The sequence below is a fragment of the Arthrobacter sp. HLT1-20 genome (assembly GCF_054510895.1).
On the sequence record NZ_JBTNDR010000011.1, the window covers coordinates 70,199 to 86,899 of the forward strand.

Below are 16,701 nucleotides of genomic sequence, written 5' to 3' on the forward strand. Positions count from 1 at the left end.
GGGCAGCTACGGAAGCACCACGGCCAGAACCACCCTGGCATCGTGCTCCTCCAAGGAAACCGTGGTGGCTAGGCGCTGCAGGCCAGCAACTCCAAGCCCGTACTTTAGGGGCCGGCGCAGCCGCCCCGGGGAAGAAACCGTGACGTGAATGGATTCGGGAGCCCACCCGTCCTCGCCCCAGACAACGGGCCCAGCCCAGATTCGCAGCGCAATATCCCGGGCGCGGCCATGCCTGATGGCGTTGGTGAACCCCTCGGAGAGAACGTCGATGAGGGCGTCGGCCCGTTCCGGGGCTGCCTCGCACAGGGTCCAGATGGACGGGTCAATATCCTGCGACAGGACCACCACGTGGCCCCAGGTGTCCAACAGGGCACCGATGCGGGCCGCAGCCGCGCCAGCATCCCGCTCCGGTTCCGCCAGCATTTCCTGTTGCAGGCGAGCCAGCGTTCCGGTCACCACGGCCGCAAGCTGCACGGATTCTGTGAGTGTGCGCCCGTCCCGGTCATCGCCGCCCAGGAGCAGCGCCGCGGAAACGAGCTCCCCTTGGACGTTGGAATGCAGGAAGTGCGCTATCTGGCGGCGCAGGTGCAGGAGCTTTTGCTGTACACGGTCGGATAGTCGCAGTTGCTCCGACAGCGAGTGCGCCAGCCGCGCCTCCCCCAACGCCCTGCGCCGGCCGGCGGCCCGAAGCAGTGCTACAACGCAGGCAGTGAGGGGGTAGAAGAATACCGAGGACCAATAAAAGTACAGCGGGTACCCGAAGGACTGTTGCAGCAGGCAGGTCAGCGTGGTGGAGGCAGCAGCTCCGGCTGTATAGCAGCCCACCATGGCAAGAATTCTAGGCAGCGGACCCCTGGCGCGGCGGGCCAGCGCAATGGCTGCCATGTTGCCCGCCATCAGCAGTGCCGCCCCGCCACCCAACTGCAGCAGCGTGAATACGGGGCCGTAGATCGTGTAGAGGTAAACCATGGCCAGTGTGCCAAACAAAAGCACCGGAAGCACAGGTGGTGCGGGCCGAAGAAGTCCCAGCAGCTCGCGCAGCCGTGTGTCCTCGATGGCCGGGGCGGCCGGGGCGGGCCCCGCGCTCCAGGGTGTCTCGTCGTGAAAGATCGTGTGGCTCATGGGGCGGACCACGTCATCGGAGATGGAGCGTAGCAGCCGGGATGCCTCGTGGCGGTCCAGCGTCTCCACCGGGTGGGCAGCTAGCGCGGCGTTGATGCTCTTCTCCAGCTGGTTGGCATAGTTGCGGCGGATGGCGACCAGGCGCTCCTCATCGAAGCCGCGCTGCATTTCAATGGTTGCCTGCGCCGTGCGCAGCCGTGAGGCAATGGCTCTGTGTTGGCGGACCGAATCCACCAACAACGCGATGGCCGAAAGCACCACCACTGACGTCACAACATTGATCAGCACGCGAACCAGCAGGCCCTCGTTCAGCTGCGGCACCCCCAAGGGCGGGGAGGCCCAAAGGATCAGGAACGGGCGGCTGGCCCCGAGTACGGCGAAGGCCACAAGTGCGCCCGCTGCACGGCCGCCGGGGCGCGCCGGGAGGCGGACGGCCCACCGCAGAACCATGCCCAGCACTCCAAGCGCCAGATGGACCAGGGCGATCACGGCCGCTCCCCTGGCACCTCCCTCCCAGGATGGCGACTGCGCAAACCCGTTCATGACCGTCAACGCGATGGGCAGGCTGAGGAGCCATGACCAGAGGCTGAGTACGTGGGGGCCGGCAAAGACCGGCAGCCGTGCCTTGATGCGAGTCCGGATCAGCACGTTTCTGAGGGTGCCGGCTCCGCATCCGCCGGCAGTCCGAAGCTGCGCGCATAGAGCGTCGCCGCAGCCACTCGCGGATTCACTGTGGGGCTGCGGTTGAGCCCCAACGCCTCGAAGGTGCGGGCCACTGCCTTTTCAACGGCGCGCATGCTGCTGCTGCGCTGCTTGGCGATCTCCGCGTTGGACCAGCCCTCGGCAATCAGGCGCAGAGTGTCCAGCTGGACCCGGGTCAGTGCCGCAACCTTCTCCGTGGCTGCCTCGGGGCCGGCGACGATGGTCAAACTGGCGTCAGACAGTGTGGCGTTGACGGCGAGGATGAGCCCGTCGACCGAATCCACGCAGGCCTTGTTCACAAATGTGGCACCGGGCGGGATGGCCGGAAGCGAGGCCACGTTGGGATAGTTCGTGAGAAAAACAATGGCGCAGTGCGGGGCTCGAAGGTTCAAAATGACCGCCAGCTCCGCCCCGTTGGGCCGCGCACCGAGCTCAATGTCCGTCACCAGCACATCAGGGTCAAAACCGTCAAAAAGGGCCAGTGCCTCCGCCGAGGAGCCGCACGCCCGCACCTGAAAATTCGCTGCCTCCAGCGCCCGCGCCACCAGGTCGCGCATGAGCGGCTGGTCCTCAACGACCAGCGCCCTCCTTGTCCAACCGGAATCCACCATGGGTCAAGAGTATTACGAATGAGGGGCCCGATAGGACAGCGCGACACTGTCCCCGCGGCACCCACCCGGGGCACCGCAGCTGGCCTGCCAAAATGCCGGCAGGAATCAGGCCAGACCGGCCAACAGCTCGCGGTAAAACACCACGCCCGCGCCCAGCGAGCTGACGCGCACTTTTTCGTTGACAGCATGCACGCTGGCCCGGTCCCCGGCGTCCATCAGGAGGGGTGAAAACCTGTAGACGGCCGGGCAGATGGCTGTGAAGAACCGTGCATCCGTGGCACCGCTCTGGATGTACGGCGTCACCACGGCTTGCGGGTAGGACGCGGCCACAGCCCTGCTCAGCAAGGCGAACTGTTCGTTGTCAAAGGCCGAGATCGGTGAGGGATTGTGGCCCGAACGGACCGTCAGCTGCACCGACGGATCGTCGATGATGCCGCGCACGGCCTCCACCACCGAATCAACACTCTCCCCGGATGCGATGCGGATGTTGACATTGGCCCGGGCCGTGGCTGCCAGGACATTGGCGGCCTTGCTGCCCTCCAGCATAGTGACGGCCACCGTGGTTCGGGTGAGCGCCCGGGTTTCGTCTCCCACCAAACCCAAAACTTGAGTGACGAGCGGCTTGAAGGCCCACATGTTCGCCGTCACCAGGCGCATGGCGAATCCGCTGCGGGTGCCAATGCGTCGTAACATTTCGGCAATCGGCTCGGGCATCGAGGCCGGGAACGGTGTCTCCTCCAACGCCACGATGGCCTGGGCCAGTCGCGAGGTGGAGCCCATGCGCGGTGGTGTGGAGGCATGCCCGCCGGCACTGCGGGTGAGGATTTCCAGGTCCAGAATGCCTTTTTCGGCCACGCCGATGACGGCCGCCGGCGCGTTCAGCCCGGGGAAGGCGTCCAACGCCACGGCACCGCCTTCATCCAGGACCAACCAGGGCCGCACCCCGCGGCTGGCCAGCAGGTCAACGGCCGCCTGGGCGCTGTCCCCGGCCGTTTCCTCGTTGTTGCCAAAGGACAGGTAGAGATCGTGTGCGGGCTTGTGGCCCTCCGTGATGAGGGACTCGATGGCCGCCATGATCACCACCAGCGCACCCTTATCGTCCAGGGCACCGCGGCCCCATACGAATTCACCGTCCTGATGGCCGGAGAAGCCAGGGTGTGTCCATTCGTCCCGGGGATCCACGGGAACCACGTCATAGTGGGCCATCAGCACTGTGGGCCTTGCGCCGGCGTCGGCCCGGGTCCCGGCCCACTTGAACAAGAGTGCGTGGCCGTTGACGAGTTCCCGGTCCAGTTCCCCGTGGACGGCGGGGAACAAGCGCTCCAGTGCCTCGATGAAACCGGTGAACTGTTCCAGTTCTATTCTGTCGCGAAAGCGCGAGAACACCGTGCGGAAGGTGATCAATTCGCTGAGCTTGTCCGCTGCGTCTTGGGCGTATTCGGCCCCGATCGCGCCGGGATGCGGGGCTGCACCGAGGCCGTGCGCCGGCGTGGCTGCCCCGGCACGGTAAGCCCGCGCGGCGATGACGGCTGCTGCACCGGCGGCACCCACGCCCACCGCAGCAGCCAGGGCGCGATTAATTGCTGAACCATTAGGCATGACACGGATTCTATGCCACGGGGCTGTGAGCGCGCCCCGCCCACCGCCCCACGGGCCGCCCACCGTGGACGGTCCTTATCAAGGAGCACCACCTGGAGGTAGGATGTCCTCATGACTGATGCCCCATACCGCCTTGCCCGTGTCCGCCCCCTCGACGCTGCGGCGGCGCCGCTGCCCGAGCAATTCTTTGTGCGCAATGACGCCGCCGACTTTGACAGCCCCGAGGGCCGCATCTGGACGCTGGTGGAGACCCCGTTCCCCACCTCGGCCGCGAATCAAAACAGTGCCCCCCGCACCGGCTGGGCCGCAGGCGCCTCGGTCGCTGAGGAACAGTTCACGTTCCTGGCCCCCTGTGCCCCCGTCAACGTTTTCGGCATGGCGCACAACACCGGCGCCCCCGGCCGCGCCCTGCCGCCGCAGGCCTTCCACAAGGCCGCCAGCTCGGTGGTTGGCCCCGGCGCTGCCATTGAACTGAGCCCCACCGTGGGCTATGTTGACCCCGAGGCCGAACTGACGGTTGTCATTGGCCAGCCCGCACGCAACTTGACGCTTGAAAACGCCCGCCAGGCTATCCTGGGTTTCACCATTGGCAATGACGTCTCCGCCCGCGACGCCCAAAAGTCCGATGAGTTGTGGATCAGCGCCAAGAGCCCGGACACTTTCACACCCCTGGGCCCGTGGATTGTTGTTGGACTGGCGGACGACGGCGTGCCCATCAGCATTGTGCACAACGGCACGGAGCTGGCCGCTGCCTCCAGTGACGATCTGGGCTGGGGCGTGGCTGAGATCCTCGTGTACCTCAGCGGTTTCATGACGCTGGTCCCCGGAGACGTCATCATGACGGGCTTCCCGGCTGAGTGCCGCCAGATCACCCCGGGCGATGAAGTCATTTGCCGTGTTGGCGGCATTGGCGAACTCCGCAACCCCGTGGTTGCCGGGGTCTAAGTCCCCAGCCGCGCAGTCCGTGATGGGTGTTGGCTGTGGTTCACAGCCAACACCCATGCAGCCCATTGGGTGCTGCGATGTTCTGCTGGCATTATTGGTTACCGATGGCAACACAAGCAGCTACCGAACAGCCCCCCGAGGATCCTGCACTCAGCACAGCATCCAGCGGGGCTTTTGTTGTGCCCAGGCAGTGGTGGAGCAAGTACCCCGTGCTGGCCGCGCAATTGCGTGGCTTTGCCGTGGTTGCCGTGATTTGCACAGTCATTTCCATGAGCATCTTTGCCAGCCTGCGCCCCCTGCTGGGCCTGCAATGGGCCAACACCATTTCACTGGTTCTGTGTTCGGTGCTCAACACTGACCTGAACCGGCGCATGAGTTTCGGCATCACGGGCCGGGCGCTGTGGTGGCGGGACCAACGGCGCGGGCTGTGGGTCATGATGCTGGCGCTCTTTATCACCAGCGGCAGCCTGTGGGTTTTGCACCAGGTGTTGCCCACAGCGTCTCTTCTGGTGGAGTTGGTGGTCATCGTGGCCGGCAATGTTGCCTCTGCCGTGACCCGCTTCCTCATGATGCGGTATTGGATTTTCCGCAGGCTTCGGCGGCCAGCCGCCACGCACCAGCGCGGCGGCGAAACCGCGGCGTTGCGCTAGCTGCCGTGCTCGTAGGTCAGGCAGTCGGCGTTGTCGGCCCCGGGCCCCACCCGCACCGAGTCGGCACCGCACATGAGGTGGTCGTTGTGGATGCATTCCGTGCGCTGGCAGGCGCCCACTGACGCCAGGACCTTGGGCAGTCCGCCATGAACGCCTGTGTCAATGAAGGTGGCGCACTGGGCGTGGTCGGTGTTGCCGCCAATGGTGATGCCCGCGGCCCCGCAATGGGTGTGGTCGTTGAAGGAACAGTTTTCCACGGCGCATTCGGTGACGGGAACTGTGGCAGTCATGATGCTCTCCTTGCGTGAAGTAATCCGGCCGCGCGTGGCCCGATTTCCTCCTACCGTACGCCCAAACACGGTGAACTAATTAGTGCCAATTTTCTGCCCTAATTCCAGCTCCGCGCCGCCCCTGCGCCTCAGCTGCCCAGCCTGCCAACCCTGGCCACGGCAGCCACCAGCTCATCCGCGGCCCGGGCCAAGTCCTGTTGGGCCACGTCCGCGCCAAAACTGAAGCGCAACGCCGTCTGCGCCACGGCGCGTTCCACACCCATGGCCGTCAGCACCTCAGACGGTTCATCCGATCCGGCGGCGCAGGCTGATCCGGAGGAGCACATGATGGAAGCCCGCTCAAGTTCCAGCAACAGAGATTCCCCGCTGGTGCCCGGGAAACAAAACGACGCCACACCGGGCAGGCGGCGGCTGCGATGACCCGTCAGGACTGCTGTGGGAATGCGCTCCAACACACTGTCCATGAAGTGGTCCCGGAGGGCTGTGACACGGCTCGCGGACTCCGCCCGGCCCCCCTCGGAGAGCCGCAGGGCAGTGGCCAGGGCCACGGCGAACGCCACATTTTCGGTGCCCGAGCGGGTGCCGCGTTCCTGGCCCCCGCCGTGAATCAGCGGTTCCAGCGGCACCGAACCTTTCAAGAACAGCAAGCCAACACCCTTGGGCGCCCCCAGCTTGTGCCCGGAGATGCTCAGGGCGTCAACACCCAGCCGGTTGACGTCCAGATCCAGCCAACCAGCCGCCTGGACGGCATCGCTGTGGAACGGTATGCCGTACCCGGCGGCAATGCTGGCCAGTGCGGGAATGTCCTGGAGCGTGCCCACTTCGTTGTTGGCGTACATGACCGAAACTACCGCCACATCAGCGCCGGGAACGTGAGTGCCGGCGTCGTCCCTGACTGCCGTGGCGCCTCCCAGCACCTTGGCAAACTCCGCGGGATCCACCAGGCCGTCAGGGCCCACGGGCACGCGGTCAACCACAAAGCCGTGGACCCGGTGCAGGTAGTCGGCGGAGTCCGCAATGGCGGGGTGTTCTATGGCGCTGATGACAACCCTGTTGCGGGCGGGATCGGCGGCCCGCCGCGCCAGGGCAATGCCCTTGAGCGCCAGGTTGTCGGCCTCGGTGCCACCGGAGGTGAAGATCAGTTCCTCCGCATGGCAGCCCAGGATGCCCGCGCATTGCGCCCGGGCGGCAGCCAAGGCGTGCGCCGCCCGCTCCCCCAGCTCGTGGTGGCTGGAGGGGTTGCCAAACTGGTTGGTCAGAAACGGGAACATCGCCTCAATGACCTCGCGCCGCACGGGCGTGGTGGCCGCGGCGTCCAGGAAGATCATGGCTCAGGCCTCGATCGCGATGTCCAGGCCAAGGTCCAGGGCCCGGACACTGTGGGTCAGCGCGCCCACGGAAATGATGTCCACACCCGTTTGGGCAATGGCGGCGATGGTGCCCAGGTTGACGTTGCCGCTGGCCTCCACCAGGGCCCGTCCATTGACCAGGGCAACACCCTGGACCAGCTGCTCATTGCTGAAGTTGTCCAGCATGATGGTGTCCACCCCGGCTGCCAGCACGGCCTCAATTTGCTCGATGCTGTCCACCTCCACCTCGAAGTGGACGGTGTGCGGCAGCTGTGCCCGGACCCCCTGCAGGGCAGCCGTCAGTTTGCCCGGATCTCCCCCGGTCAGCACGGCCAGGTGGTTGTCTTTGGCCAGGACGGCGTCGGAGAGCGAAAACCGGTGGTTGTGCCCGCCGCCGCAGCGTACGGCGTAGCGTTCCAGCACGCGCAGCCCTGGGGTGGTCTTGCGGGTGTCAGTCACCCGCGCCTTGGAGCCGGCAATCAGGGCCGCATATGCGGCTGTCTGGGTTGCAATGGCGCTCATCCGCTGGGTCAGGTTCAGAGCAATGCGCTCGGCTGTCAGTACACCGCGTGCCGACCCCGTGACGCGCATGATCCGGGCGCCGGCCTCAAAATGCTGCCCGTCGGCAATGAGCTGCTCAACCTCGGCCCCCGGGTCCTGCAGGAGCATGGCGGCTGTGAACACCTTACCGCCGGAAAAGATGCCCGGCTCCCGGGCAACCAGCCAGGCCGTGGCCTGGGCCTGGGCGGGCAGCAAAGTGGTTGAGGTGATGTCCCCATAGGGGGCATCCTCCAGGAAGGCAGCACGCAAAATGGTGTCCACGGCTGTGGCCGGGAGGGTTGGCAGCGGGGCCGTTGTTGTGGCTGTGGGCGGGGCTGCGTGGGGCGCGTTCATACTGTTTCACTTTCAAGGTCGGCAAGGCTGCTGGTTTGCTCCGTGAAGGGGCGGGCGTGGGGATCAACCCAGAAGGCGGACGGTTGTGCGGGCTGGTTGTTGCCGCCTAGCTGGTCACTGCGGAAGTGTGCCCCCACCGACTCCTCGCGGGCCAGGGCCGCATGCACCAAAAGCTCCGCCACCAGAAGCAAATTCGAGGATTCGGCGGCCTCCACGGGAGTTCCCGCCGGGCCCTGGCGGAGGAACTGCGAGCGCCAGCCCGCTAGGACCGCTTGGGCATGGCGCAGGCCGCTCCCGTCCCTGACCACGGCGGCGTGAGCGCTCATGAGCCTGCGCAGGTCCTCGCGGCTGAAGGGCCCTGCCGCCGGCGCTGCGGGGTCGAGCGCGCTTGTCAGCACAGCGGCCGTGGCGGGCAGTTCCGGCCAGCCGGTGGCACCCTGCATTTCGCTGTCCTGGGTTTCGGCAAGAAACGCGGCAACGGCACGCCGGCCAAAGACGAGCCCTTCAAGCAGGGAGTTGGAGGCCAGCCGGTTGGCGCCGTGGATGCCTGTGCAGGCCACCTCGCCTGCCGCGTACAGCCCGGGCAGGGAGGTTTGTGCATTGAGGCTGGTGGCCACCCCTCCCATCCAATAGTGCGCCGCGGGCGTCACGGGCAGCCATTCCCGGGACCAGTCAAAGCCCAGCCCACGGGTCATGGCGTCAATCGTGGGGAAGCGCGCCGCCAGGTATCCGGCGCCGTGGAGTGTCTCCACAGCCGTGGCGTCAAGGAAGACAGTTCTGGGCGCATCTGCATCGTCCTGCCCGGTCCGGGCCAGGTGGGCGGCAATGCTGCGCGAGACAACATCGCGGGGTGCCAGCTCGCCGTCGGGGTGGTAACTGTGCATGAAGGCCTCGCCAGCAGCGTCGCGGAGCACGGCCCCGGCTCCCCGCACGGCCTCGGAAATCAGGAAGTTCTTGCCAACGGCCAGGGCAGTGGGATGGAACTGGAAGTACTCCAAATCCGCCAGCACGGCACCCGCCCGCCATGCGGCAGCCACGCCGTCGGCCGTGGCCACCTCGGGGTTGGTGGTGAACTCGAAAAGCTGGCCTGCGCCTCCCGTGGCCAGCAGGACGGCGTCGGCAGTCAGGGCCACAGCCTCAGCGGGCGTGTGTGAACGGCTGAACAGCACACCCGTCACGCGGCCCCGCTGCACCAGCAGGTCCTGCATGAACGCGCCTTCCTCAATGGTCAGAGTGCCCAGGGCGGCCACGTCGAGGACGGCTCGGATCAATCCGTCGGCGATGGCGGCCCCGGTGGCGTCGCCGCCCGCGTGGAGGATGCGGGCCGCCGAATGCGCCCCTTCCAGGCCCAGCGCACGGCTCCCGGTCACGGGATCCCGGTCAAACTCCACGCCGAATCGCTCCAGTGCGGCAATGTCGGCTGCCGCCTCGCTGCACAGGATGCGCACGGCTTCGGGATTGCACTGCCCGGCCCCTGCCTTGAGGGTGTCGGCAATGTGCGCACCAACGCTGTCCCCGGGGGCTGCCTCGCCTGGAGACAGGACCGCACAGATGCCGCCCTGGGCAAAGTGGGTGTTGCTGTGGGCCAGGGCCCCCTTGCTGAGCAGCGTCACCCGCAACCCCGCCTCGGCGGCGAGCAGCGCGCTGTAGAGGCCGGCAATGCCGCTGCCCACCACCACCAGGTGCGAGTTGCGCGTTGTCATGACAGCGGCGCGGTTGCTTGAGCTTGGCGGGGCTTGGCCGCAAGCATCCGTTCCAGGGCGATGCGCGCGTTGACGGCGGTGGCTTCCGGCACGGTGATCTGGTTGAGCACCTCACCGCGCAGCAGCCCCTCCAGCACCCAGGCCAGGTACCCGGGGTGGATCCGGTACATGGTGGAACAGGGGCAGATCACGGGGTCCAGGCAGAAAATGGTGTGCTGCGGATACTGCGCCGCCAGCCTGTTGACCATGTTGATCTCGGTGCCGATGGCGAAGGTGCTGCCGTCCGGGGCGCCCTGGATGGCCTTGAGAATGTAGTCAGTGGAGCCAGCCTCGTCAGCGGCGTCCACCACCTCCATGGGGCATTCGGGGTGCACCACCACCCGCACGCCGGGGAAGTCGATCCGGGCCTGTTCAATCTGGGCCACGGTGAAGCGCTTGTGCACCGAACAGAAGCCCTGCCACAGCACCACCTTGGCATCGGCCATGACCTGTTCGCTGTTCCCACCCAGAGGCATGCGCGGATTCCATAGCGGCATGTTCTCCAACGCAACCCCCATGGCTTTGGCCGTGTTCCGGCCCAGGTGCTGGTCGGGGAAGAACAGCACCCGCTGGCCACGCTCAAAAGCCCATTCCAGCACTGTTGAGGCGTTGGATGAGGTGCACACAATGCCGCCGTGCTGGCCGCAGAAGGCCTTCAGCGCGGCTGAGGAATTCATGTAGGTGACGGGGATGACAGGAACCCGGCCCTCGGCGTCGGGCTCGGTGCCGTACAGCTCTTCCAGCTGCGCCCAGCACGCCTCCACGGAGGGCAGGTCCGCCATGTCGGCCATGGAGCAGCCGGCAGCAAGGTTGGGCAGGATCACCGATTGGTGGCTGCCGGAGAGCATGTCAGCGGTTTCCGCCATGAAGTGAACGCCGCAGAACACAATGGCTTCGGCCTCGCTGCGGCTCTTGGCCGCGTTGGCCAGCTGGAAGGAGTCCCCCACAAAGTCGGCAAATTCCACCACCTCGTCGCGCTGGTAGAAGTGCCCCAGTACCACGACGCGTTCCCCCAGTTCAGCCTTGGCGTTGAGGATGCGCGCCTTGAGTTCGGCGTCGGAGGCGTCCTTGTATTCCTGCGGCAGCTGGCCCTGCTGCGGGGTCTCCACGGGTGCCGTGTCCTCGCTGGAGGCACCGGGGCCGTAGCCGGGAGTGCCTGCGAGCGCCTCGGCCAAGTCAAATTCCCAGGGGCCCTTGGACAGCTCGGTGCTACAGCTGGACTGCTCGCGCCCGGCCTTGCCCGCACGCTCGGCTTCCTCACGGGTGATGAGCTGGATGGTGGTGTTGACAGATGACATGGCGTGCTCCGTAGCGGTGGCGTTGGTCCGGTAACAGGGGAAATGCTGGGATTTTTGGGGATTGCTGGGGCGGCTAGGGTGCCGGCGAGTCGGAGAAGGTGTCTCCGGTGTAGCGGTAGAGCCTGGGCGGGCGGTGCTTGCCGCCTTGCAGATACTCGTCGGTGGCTTCTATGTGCGCCGCCTGCTTGAGCTGGCGGCGGAAGTTGGCAGGATCCACACTCCTGCCCAACACGGCCTCATACACCTCACGCACCTGCGCCAGGGTGAACTTCTCCCCCAACAAGTAGTAGGCAATGGAACCGTAAGTCATCTTGTTGCGCAAGCGCCAGAGGGCGTAGTCAACAATTTGTTGGTGGTCAAAGGCCAGCTCGGTCAGCTCGTCAGCCCGGAACCACTTCACATTTTCGGATTCCCTCGCCATGGCCGCCTCGGTCGATTGGACCATGGCCCAATACACAATGGAGACCACGCGCTGGCTGGGCGAGCGGTGCAGGCCACCGAAGGCGTAGAGCTGCTCGAGGTAGTTCGGTGCCAGCCCGGTGGTGTCGGCCAAGTTGCGGGCCGCCGCGTCCTGCAGGGAATCGGCTTGGGTCAGCGGACCGCCGGGCAGCGCCCACTGCCCCATGAAGGGCTCCCGAATGCGGCGCACCAGGGGAAGCCACAGGGTGGGACGGCCACTGGCTTCGCTGGGCCGCAGCGCAAAGATGACTGTGGAAATGGCCAATGCCGGCGGTTGCGCCATGCGCTCGCTGACATTGGCGGCCCCCGTGGCCAGTTGCTGCATTTTCACCACCCCGACTCCTTGACACTAGTTATAGTCAACTTGACTACAACTGAGTTTACGACCCAAACCCCGCATCGGCAAATAGTGTCCAGAGTGATCCGCAGCACAGGCCGATGACAAACTCCCGCGAATTTCGGGGGATAATCCTAGGGCGGGCACTCGAAATCCGTTGCCCGCGCCGTCTGCATTCCAAGCCCTTGCGGTATGCCCCACACCCAGGAAGCCCTTGCCCCATGAGCCCCGCACAACCTACACCCACAGGGCCTGTTGATACAGGTGCCAATCAAAGCGCCCCCTCAGGCACCCCCGGCGTGAAAGACCACCCCGGCGCACCCAGCACGGGCCTGGGCCATTCGCTGAAACAACGCCAACTCACCATGATGGGGCTGGGCAGCGCCATTGGCGCCGGACTCTTCCTGGGGTCCGGCAAGGGCCTGGCCGAGGCCGGTCCGGCCGTCCTGATTTCCTACCTTGCCGCCGGCACCCTGATCATCCTGGTCATGTGGGCGCTGGGCGAAATGGCTGCCGCCAACCCCAACTCCGGCGCCTTCTCGGTCTACGCGCAAAAGGCCATGGGCCCCGTGGCTGGCTCCACCGTTGGCTGGCTGTGGTGGCTGCAACTGGTGGTGGTCATTGCCGCCGAGGCTTTGGGGGCCGCCGCCCTGCTGGTCAGTGTTTGGCCCGTCATCCCTGTGTGGGCGCTGACCTTGATCTTCATGGTCACCTTCACGGCGATCAACCTGGCCTCTGTGAAAAACTACGGCGAGTTTGAGTTTTGGTTCGCCTTGCTGAAGGTGGGCGCCATTGTGCTGTTCCTGGTCTTTGGTGCGCTGCTCCTGCTGGGCTGGCTGCCGGGGACAGCGTCACCGGGGCTGGGCAACTTCGTCAACAACGGCGGCTTTGCCCCGAACGGTCTCTCGGGAATCGCCACGGGACTCTTTGTGGTGGTCTTTGCCTTTGGCGGCACGGAAATCGTGGCTGTCGCCGCCGCGGAGACGGCCGATCCGCAGCGCAGCGTGACCATTGCCGTGCGCACGGTGGTCTGGCGCATCCTGGTGTTTTACATTGGCTCCATCTTTGTCATCGCCGCCGTGCTCCCCTGGAATTCGCCGGACCTCAGCTCCCCCTTCGCCGCCGTGCTGAACATCGCCGGGATTGAATGGGCCGGAACAGCCATCACGCTGGTGGCCGTGGCTGCCCTGCTGTCCGCCTTGAACGCCAACCTCTATGGCGCCTCGCGCATGATCTACTCACTGGCCGACCGCGGCGAAGCCCCCCGCATCTTTGCCCGCACCACCGCGCGCCAGGTTCCCTTGGCCGCCGTGGCGATTTCGGTCAGCTTCGGCTTTGCCGCCGTGCTCCTGGAACTCCTCTTCCCGAACCGGGTCCTGGACGCCCTGCTGAACCTGGTGGGCTCCACCTGCCTGATCGTCTGGGGCATCGCACTGGTGTCCCAGCTGATCCTTCGGCGCCGCGCCGACCGCGACGGCACCGTTCTGCCCCTGCGCATGAAGGCCTTCCCCGCGTTGACGATCTTCGGACTGGTGCTGCTGGCCGCGATCTTTGTTGTGGGCTTCATGGGCGAGGGAAGCCGGGGCCAGCTGTTCGGCACGTTCACGCTGGTGGCTGGGATCGCCGTCGTGTGTGCCCTGGCTCAACGATTCCAGGCGCGCCGCCACACATCCTAGGCGGGCGCCAAAGTGCCCCGCCGGGCATGAGTTTTCGCTATTGTTGAAGAACGACGGCGGCACTGGCCGCTGCGGGAAAGGTTCACCCCATGACTCCCCCAGGCAAGCACACAGCAACGGCGGCTCCCCACAGTGTGGAAGGCGGGGCCACGGGCCTGAATGTCATGGTCTTTGAGAGCCCGTCACCGGTCCCGCTGCCTGCCGTGTTCTTGATTCACGGCTTCGCCTCTTCGGTGGAACTGAATTGGGTCAAGACCGGCTGGATCAAGGCACTCAACGATGCCGGACGCCACGTCATTGCCGTGGACTTGCCCGGCCATGGCGGCAGCACCTCCCCGTACGACCTTGACTCGTACACGCCCGGGAAAATCCGCGCCGATCTTCTCCAGCTCCTCTTCGACCAAGGCGTACGCCCGCTGGTGCCCGGGGACCCCCGCAGCGGAGTCGACGTGATCGGCTATTCACTGGGTTCACGGCTCGCCTGGGAATTTGGTGCCACCCAGCCCGAACTGGTGCGCAAAATGGTCCTTGGCGGCCCCAACCCGGCGGACCCGCTGGCTGATTTTGACCTTGTCGCGGCCCAGAATTTCCTAGGTGACGGCACCCCCATCGCCGACGAGTCAACAGCCTGGCTGCTCAACATGGCCCAGCTGGTTCCCTCCAATGACATCTTCGCGCTGATGTCACTGATCCAGGCGGTCAAGATGGAACCCTTTGACCCCACGGATGCGGTGCCGCGCATGCCCGTTTTGCTGGTTGCCGGGGAAAAGGATGAGCGGGCCTCGACCATGGACGGCATGGCCGCGCTCTGCCCCGACGCAGCCATGCTGGTCATCCCCGGACGCACCCACAACAATGCTGTGACCTCGCGGGACTTCAAGGATGCCGCCATCACCTTCCTGGCGTAGCCGACGAGTCCTGCCAGCGCAGCCGGTCCGTGGCGCCGCCACCCCCGCCGGAGCATACTGAAGGCATGGGCTATTCCGCAGAACCCCCGCCGTGGCTGCCCTTCACCAACAGGGACGACGCCGGGGCCCGCCTGGTACGGGGACTGCCGGACTTCCGGCGGGCACCAAACACCGTGGTGCTGGCACTGGCCCGCGGCGGCGTGCCCATCGGACAAGCAGTGGCGCGCGGCCTGGAGCTGCCCTGGGACGTCATGGTGGTCAGGAAACTGGGAGTGCCGGGATCACCCGAGACGGCGTTTGGGGCGCTGGCCCGCTACGGCACCGACACTGCGGCCATCCGCCTGCCGGCCATGGTGGAGCGTCTGCGCCACAGCGGCTTCAGCGTTGCCGGGCTGGAGCACGTTGAGGCCGCCGAGCGCGCCGAACTGGAACGCCGGCAGGCCCGCTTTGTAACGAAACCCCAGCCCGCCGTTGCCGGACACACCGTGCTGCTGTGCGACGACGGGGCCGCCACGGGCGCAACACTGATGGCGGCGATGGCGGTGCTGCGCCAGGCACGCGCGGCAACCATCCACCTGTGCCTGCCCGTGGCGCCGGCGCACACGTGCCAGGAGCTGGCAGGCCTGGCGGACGGGGTGACGTGCCTGCAGCCGTGGCCGGCGTTGCATGCCGTCAGCGAGGTGTACCTGCACTTTGGGCAGCTTGACGATGCCCAAGTGATGGCTGATTTGGCCGGGCGGCCCGGATCTAGCTGACCCTGGCGCTGCGGCGCAGCACCAGGGCGGCAATGACACCCAGCAGCAGCAGGGCGCCGGCGGCGGCAATGGGGACCAGAAACGCCGTGTGGTAGCCCACGGTTTGGGCCAGCGAACCGGCAATGGAGGAGCCCAGGGCGGTGCCGGCCACAATGCCGCTGGCCAGGGCCGTCATGACGGTGCCCATCCACTGCGGCGGGGCAATGACACTGCCCACACTGAAGATGGTCACCATGGTGGGGCCCACGGGAATGCCCACCAGCAACAGCACAATGGCCATGGAGCCCAGGGAATCGGGCAGCAGGAAGGCCAACGATCCGGCAGCCATCAGCCCGGCCGTCAACACCCAGCGCCAGGCATGACTGAAAGCAACCGGCCAGTAGGCTACCGAGAGGGCGGCCACCGCGGAACTGGCACCCATGATGGCGTACATGAGCCCGGCCTGATCCACGGATCCGTGAACACCCGTGAACGCCGTCAGCGCTGTCTGGGAGGACCCGAAGAACGTCCCCATGCACACCATGCCCAGCACCGGGACGGCAACGCGTAGCCACCTAATGGGTTCGGCGGGAACGTAGCCGGCATTGCCTGTGACGGAATTCTTGCGCGCCCCGACGGCTGCCTGGGTGGGGTGGACGGCAAACAGTGTCACCAGGGTCACCGTCATTGCGGCGGCCAGAACCAGCGGAAGCCACGGGGCCACGAGTGACGCCAGCAGGCCCACCAGGGCCGGGCCCAGCACAAAGGTCACCTCATCGGCGGTGCCTTCCAGGGACAAGGCCGTGTCCACCAGCGGGCCCTGTTCCTTCTTGGGCAGTTTCTTGCTCAGGGCCATCCACCGCACCCGCGACAACGGCCCCACCTGGGGAGAGCTGGCCCCGGCCAAGAGTGCCGCGCCCAGCATGGCCACGGTGGCAAGAACCGTGAATTCGCCAATGCTGTAGGCCATGACGACGACGGCACACACCAGCACAGCGTTGGACACCGCGGAGACGAGCAGGACGCGTTTTTGGCCGAAACGGTCGGCGAGGTACCCCACCAGTGGGGCGCCAATGGCTGCGCCAACACCCACGGCACCGGCGGCGTAGCCGCCAATCGCATAGGACTCGCTGACGGCTGTGACGAGGGTCAGCACACCAATGGTGAGCATGGCCAAGGGAACGCGGGCAAACAAGCCCAGCGGGATGTAGCTTCTACCGGCCAGCCGGGGCAGCATGCCGTAGCGGCCGCCCTTTGCTGTGTTGGCACTGGCGGGCGGCTCAGGGGCGGAAAGGGGTTCTGGGAGGCTGGAAATTGAGGAGGTCATGTGTATCCGGTCAGCTCAAAGTATGCGTGCACCGTCCCCCCACCCGGTGCACCGAACC

General features: G+C 66.2%; 15 protein-coding genes. 5 read left to right on the forward strand and 10 right to left on the reverse strand.

The annotated features are described in order from the left end of the window. Positions 1-6: 6 nt before the first annotated feature. From ACX80Q_RS08200 to ACX80Q_RS08210, 3 genes are all read right to left on the reverse strand, one after another. Positions 7-1,770: a sensor histidine kinase gene (locus ACX80Q_RS08200; RefSeq protein ID WP_459330035.1), complete on the reverse strand. Its 1,764-nt coding sequence runs from the start codon at positions 1,768-1,770 to the stop codon at positions 7-9. Continuing rightward, on the reverse strand, positions 1,764-2,435 hold the full coding sequence (locus ACX80Q_RS08205; RefSeq protein WP_459330036.1) for a response regulator: 672 nt from the start codon (positions 2,433-2,435) through the stop codon (positions 1,764-1,766). The genes ACX80Q_RS08200 and ACX80Q_RS08205 overlap by 7 nt, the downstream gene beginning before the upstream one ends. A gap of 105 nt (positions 2,436-2,540) precedes the next feature. Next, complete coding sequence (locus ACX80Q_RS08210; protein WP_459330037.1) at positions 2,541-4,034, reverse strand: M20/M25/M40 family metallo-hydrolase; 1,494 nt, start codon at positions 4,032-4,034, stop codon at positions 2,541-2,543. A gap of 111 nt (positions 4,035-4,145) precedes the next feature. Here ACX80Q_RS08210 and ACX80Q_RS08215 point away from each other — a divergent pair, with 111 nt between their 5' ends. Both ACX80Q_RS08215 and ACX80Q_RS08220 read left to right on the forward strand, forming a co-directional pair. After that, on the forward strand, positions 4,146-4,979 hold the full coding sequence (locus ACX80Q_RS08215) for a fumarylacetoacetate hydrolase family protein (protein WP_459330038.1): 834 nt from the start codon (positions 4,146-4,148) through the stop codon (positions 4,977-4,979). A 104-nt stretch (positions 4,980-5,083) separates the two neighbouring features. Further along, positions 5,084-5,629 (forward strand): GtrA family protein, encoded by a 546-nt coding sequence (locus tag ACX80Q_RS08220; protein WP_459330039.1) that lies wholly within the window; start codon positions 5,084-5,086, stop codon positions 5,627-5,629. On the opposite strand, the gene ACX80Q_RS08225 is transcribed toward ACX80Q_RS08220, so the two are convergent. The 6 genes from ACX80Q_RS08225 to ACX80Q_RS08250 form a co-directional block, all read right to left on the reverse strand. Then, positions 5,626-5,919, reverse strand: a complete 294-nt coding sequence (locus ACX80Q_RS08225) for a DUF1540 domain-containing protein (RefSeq protein ID WP_459330040.1) — start codon at positions 5,917-5,919, stop codon at positions 5,626-5,628. The two genes, ACX80Q_RS08220 and ACX80Q_RS08225, sit on opposite strands and share 4 nt — an antisense overlap. Positions 5,920-6,047: 128 nt before the next feature. Then, positions 6,048-7,247, reverse strand: a complete 1,200-nt coding sequence (locus tag ACX80Q_RS08230; RefSeq protein WP_459330041.1) for a cysteine desulfurase family protein — start codon at positions 7,245-7,247, stop codon at positions 6,048-6,050. 3 nt (positions 7,248-7,250) lie between these two features. Beyond that, positions 7,251-8,162, reverse strand: coding sequence for a carboxylating nicotinate-nucleotide diphosphorylase (gene nadC, locus ACX80Q_RS08235; RefSeq protein ID WP_459330042.1), 912 nt, complete (start codon positions 8,160-8,162; stop codon positions 7,251-7,253). Beyond that, on the reverse strand, positions 8,159-9,865 hold the full coding sequence (nadB, locus tag ACX80Q_RS08240) for an L-aspartate oxidase (RefSeq protein WP_459330043.1): 1,707 nt from the start codon (positions 9,863-9,865) through the stop codon (positions 8,159-8,161). The genes nadC and nadB overlap by 4 nt, the downstream gene beginning before the upstream one ends. Further along, positions 9,862-11,202 carry a quinolinate synthase NadA gene (nadA, locus tag ACX80Q_RS08245; RefSeq protein WP_459330044.1) on the reverse strand — a complete coding sequence of 447 codons (1,341 nt, stop codon included), beginning with the start codon at positions 11,200-11,202 and terminating at the stop codon, positions 9,862-9,864. Before nadA ends, nadB begins: the two co-directional genes overlap by 4 nt. Positions 11,203-11,275: 73 nt before the next feature. Further along, positions 11,276-11,986 (reverse strand): NUDIX hydrolase, encoded by a 711-nt coding sequence (locus ACX80Q_RS08250; RefSeq protein WP_459330074.1) that lies wholly within the window; start codon positions 11,984-11,986, stop codon positions 11,276-11,278. A gap of 233 nt (positions 11,987-12,219) precedes the next feature. Here ACX80Q_RS08250 and ACX80Q_RS08255 point away from each other — a divergent pair, with 233 nt between their 5' ends. From ACX80Q_RS08255 to ACX80Q_RS08265, 3 genes are all read left to right on the forward strand, one after another. Beyond that, positions 12,220-13,674, forward strand: a complete 1,455-nt coding sequence (locus ACX80Q_RS08255; protein WP_459330045.1) for an amino acid permease — start codon at positions 12,220-12,222, stop codon at positions 13,672-13,674. An 89-nt stretch (positions 13,675-13,763) separates the two neighbouring features. Beyond that, positions 13,764-14,582, forward strand: coding sequence for an alpha/beta fold hydrolase (locus ACX80Q_RS08260; RefSeq protein WP_459330046.1), 819 nt, complete (start codon positions 13,764-13,766; stop codon positions 14,580-14,582). A gap of 65 nt (positions 14,583-14,647) precedes the next feature. Further along, positions 14,648-15,337, forward strand: coding sequence for a phosphoribosyltransferase (locus tag ACX80Q_RS08265; protein ID WP_459330047.1), 690 nt, complete (start codon positions 14,648-14,650; stop codon positions 15,335-15,337). On the opposite strand, the gene ACX80Q_RS08270 is transcribed toward ACX80Q_RS08265, so the two are convergent. Continuing rightward, positions 15,330-16,643: an MFS transporter gene (locus tag ACX80Q_RS08270; RefSeq protein ID WP_459330048.1), complete on the reverse strand. Its 1,314-nt coding sequence runs from the start codon at positions 16,641-16,643 to the stop codon at positions 15,330-15,332. The two genes, ACX80Q_RS08265 and ACX80Q_RS08270, sit on opposite strands and share 8 nt — an antisense overlap. Positions 16,644-16,701: the final 58 nt, after the last annotated feature.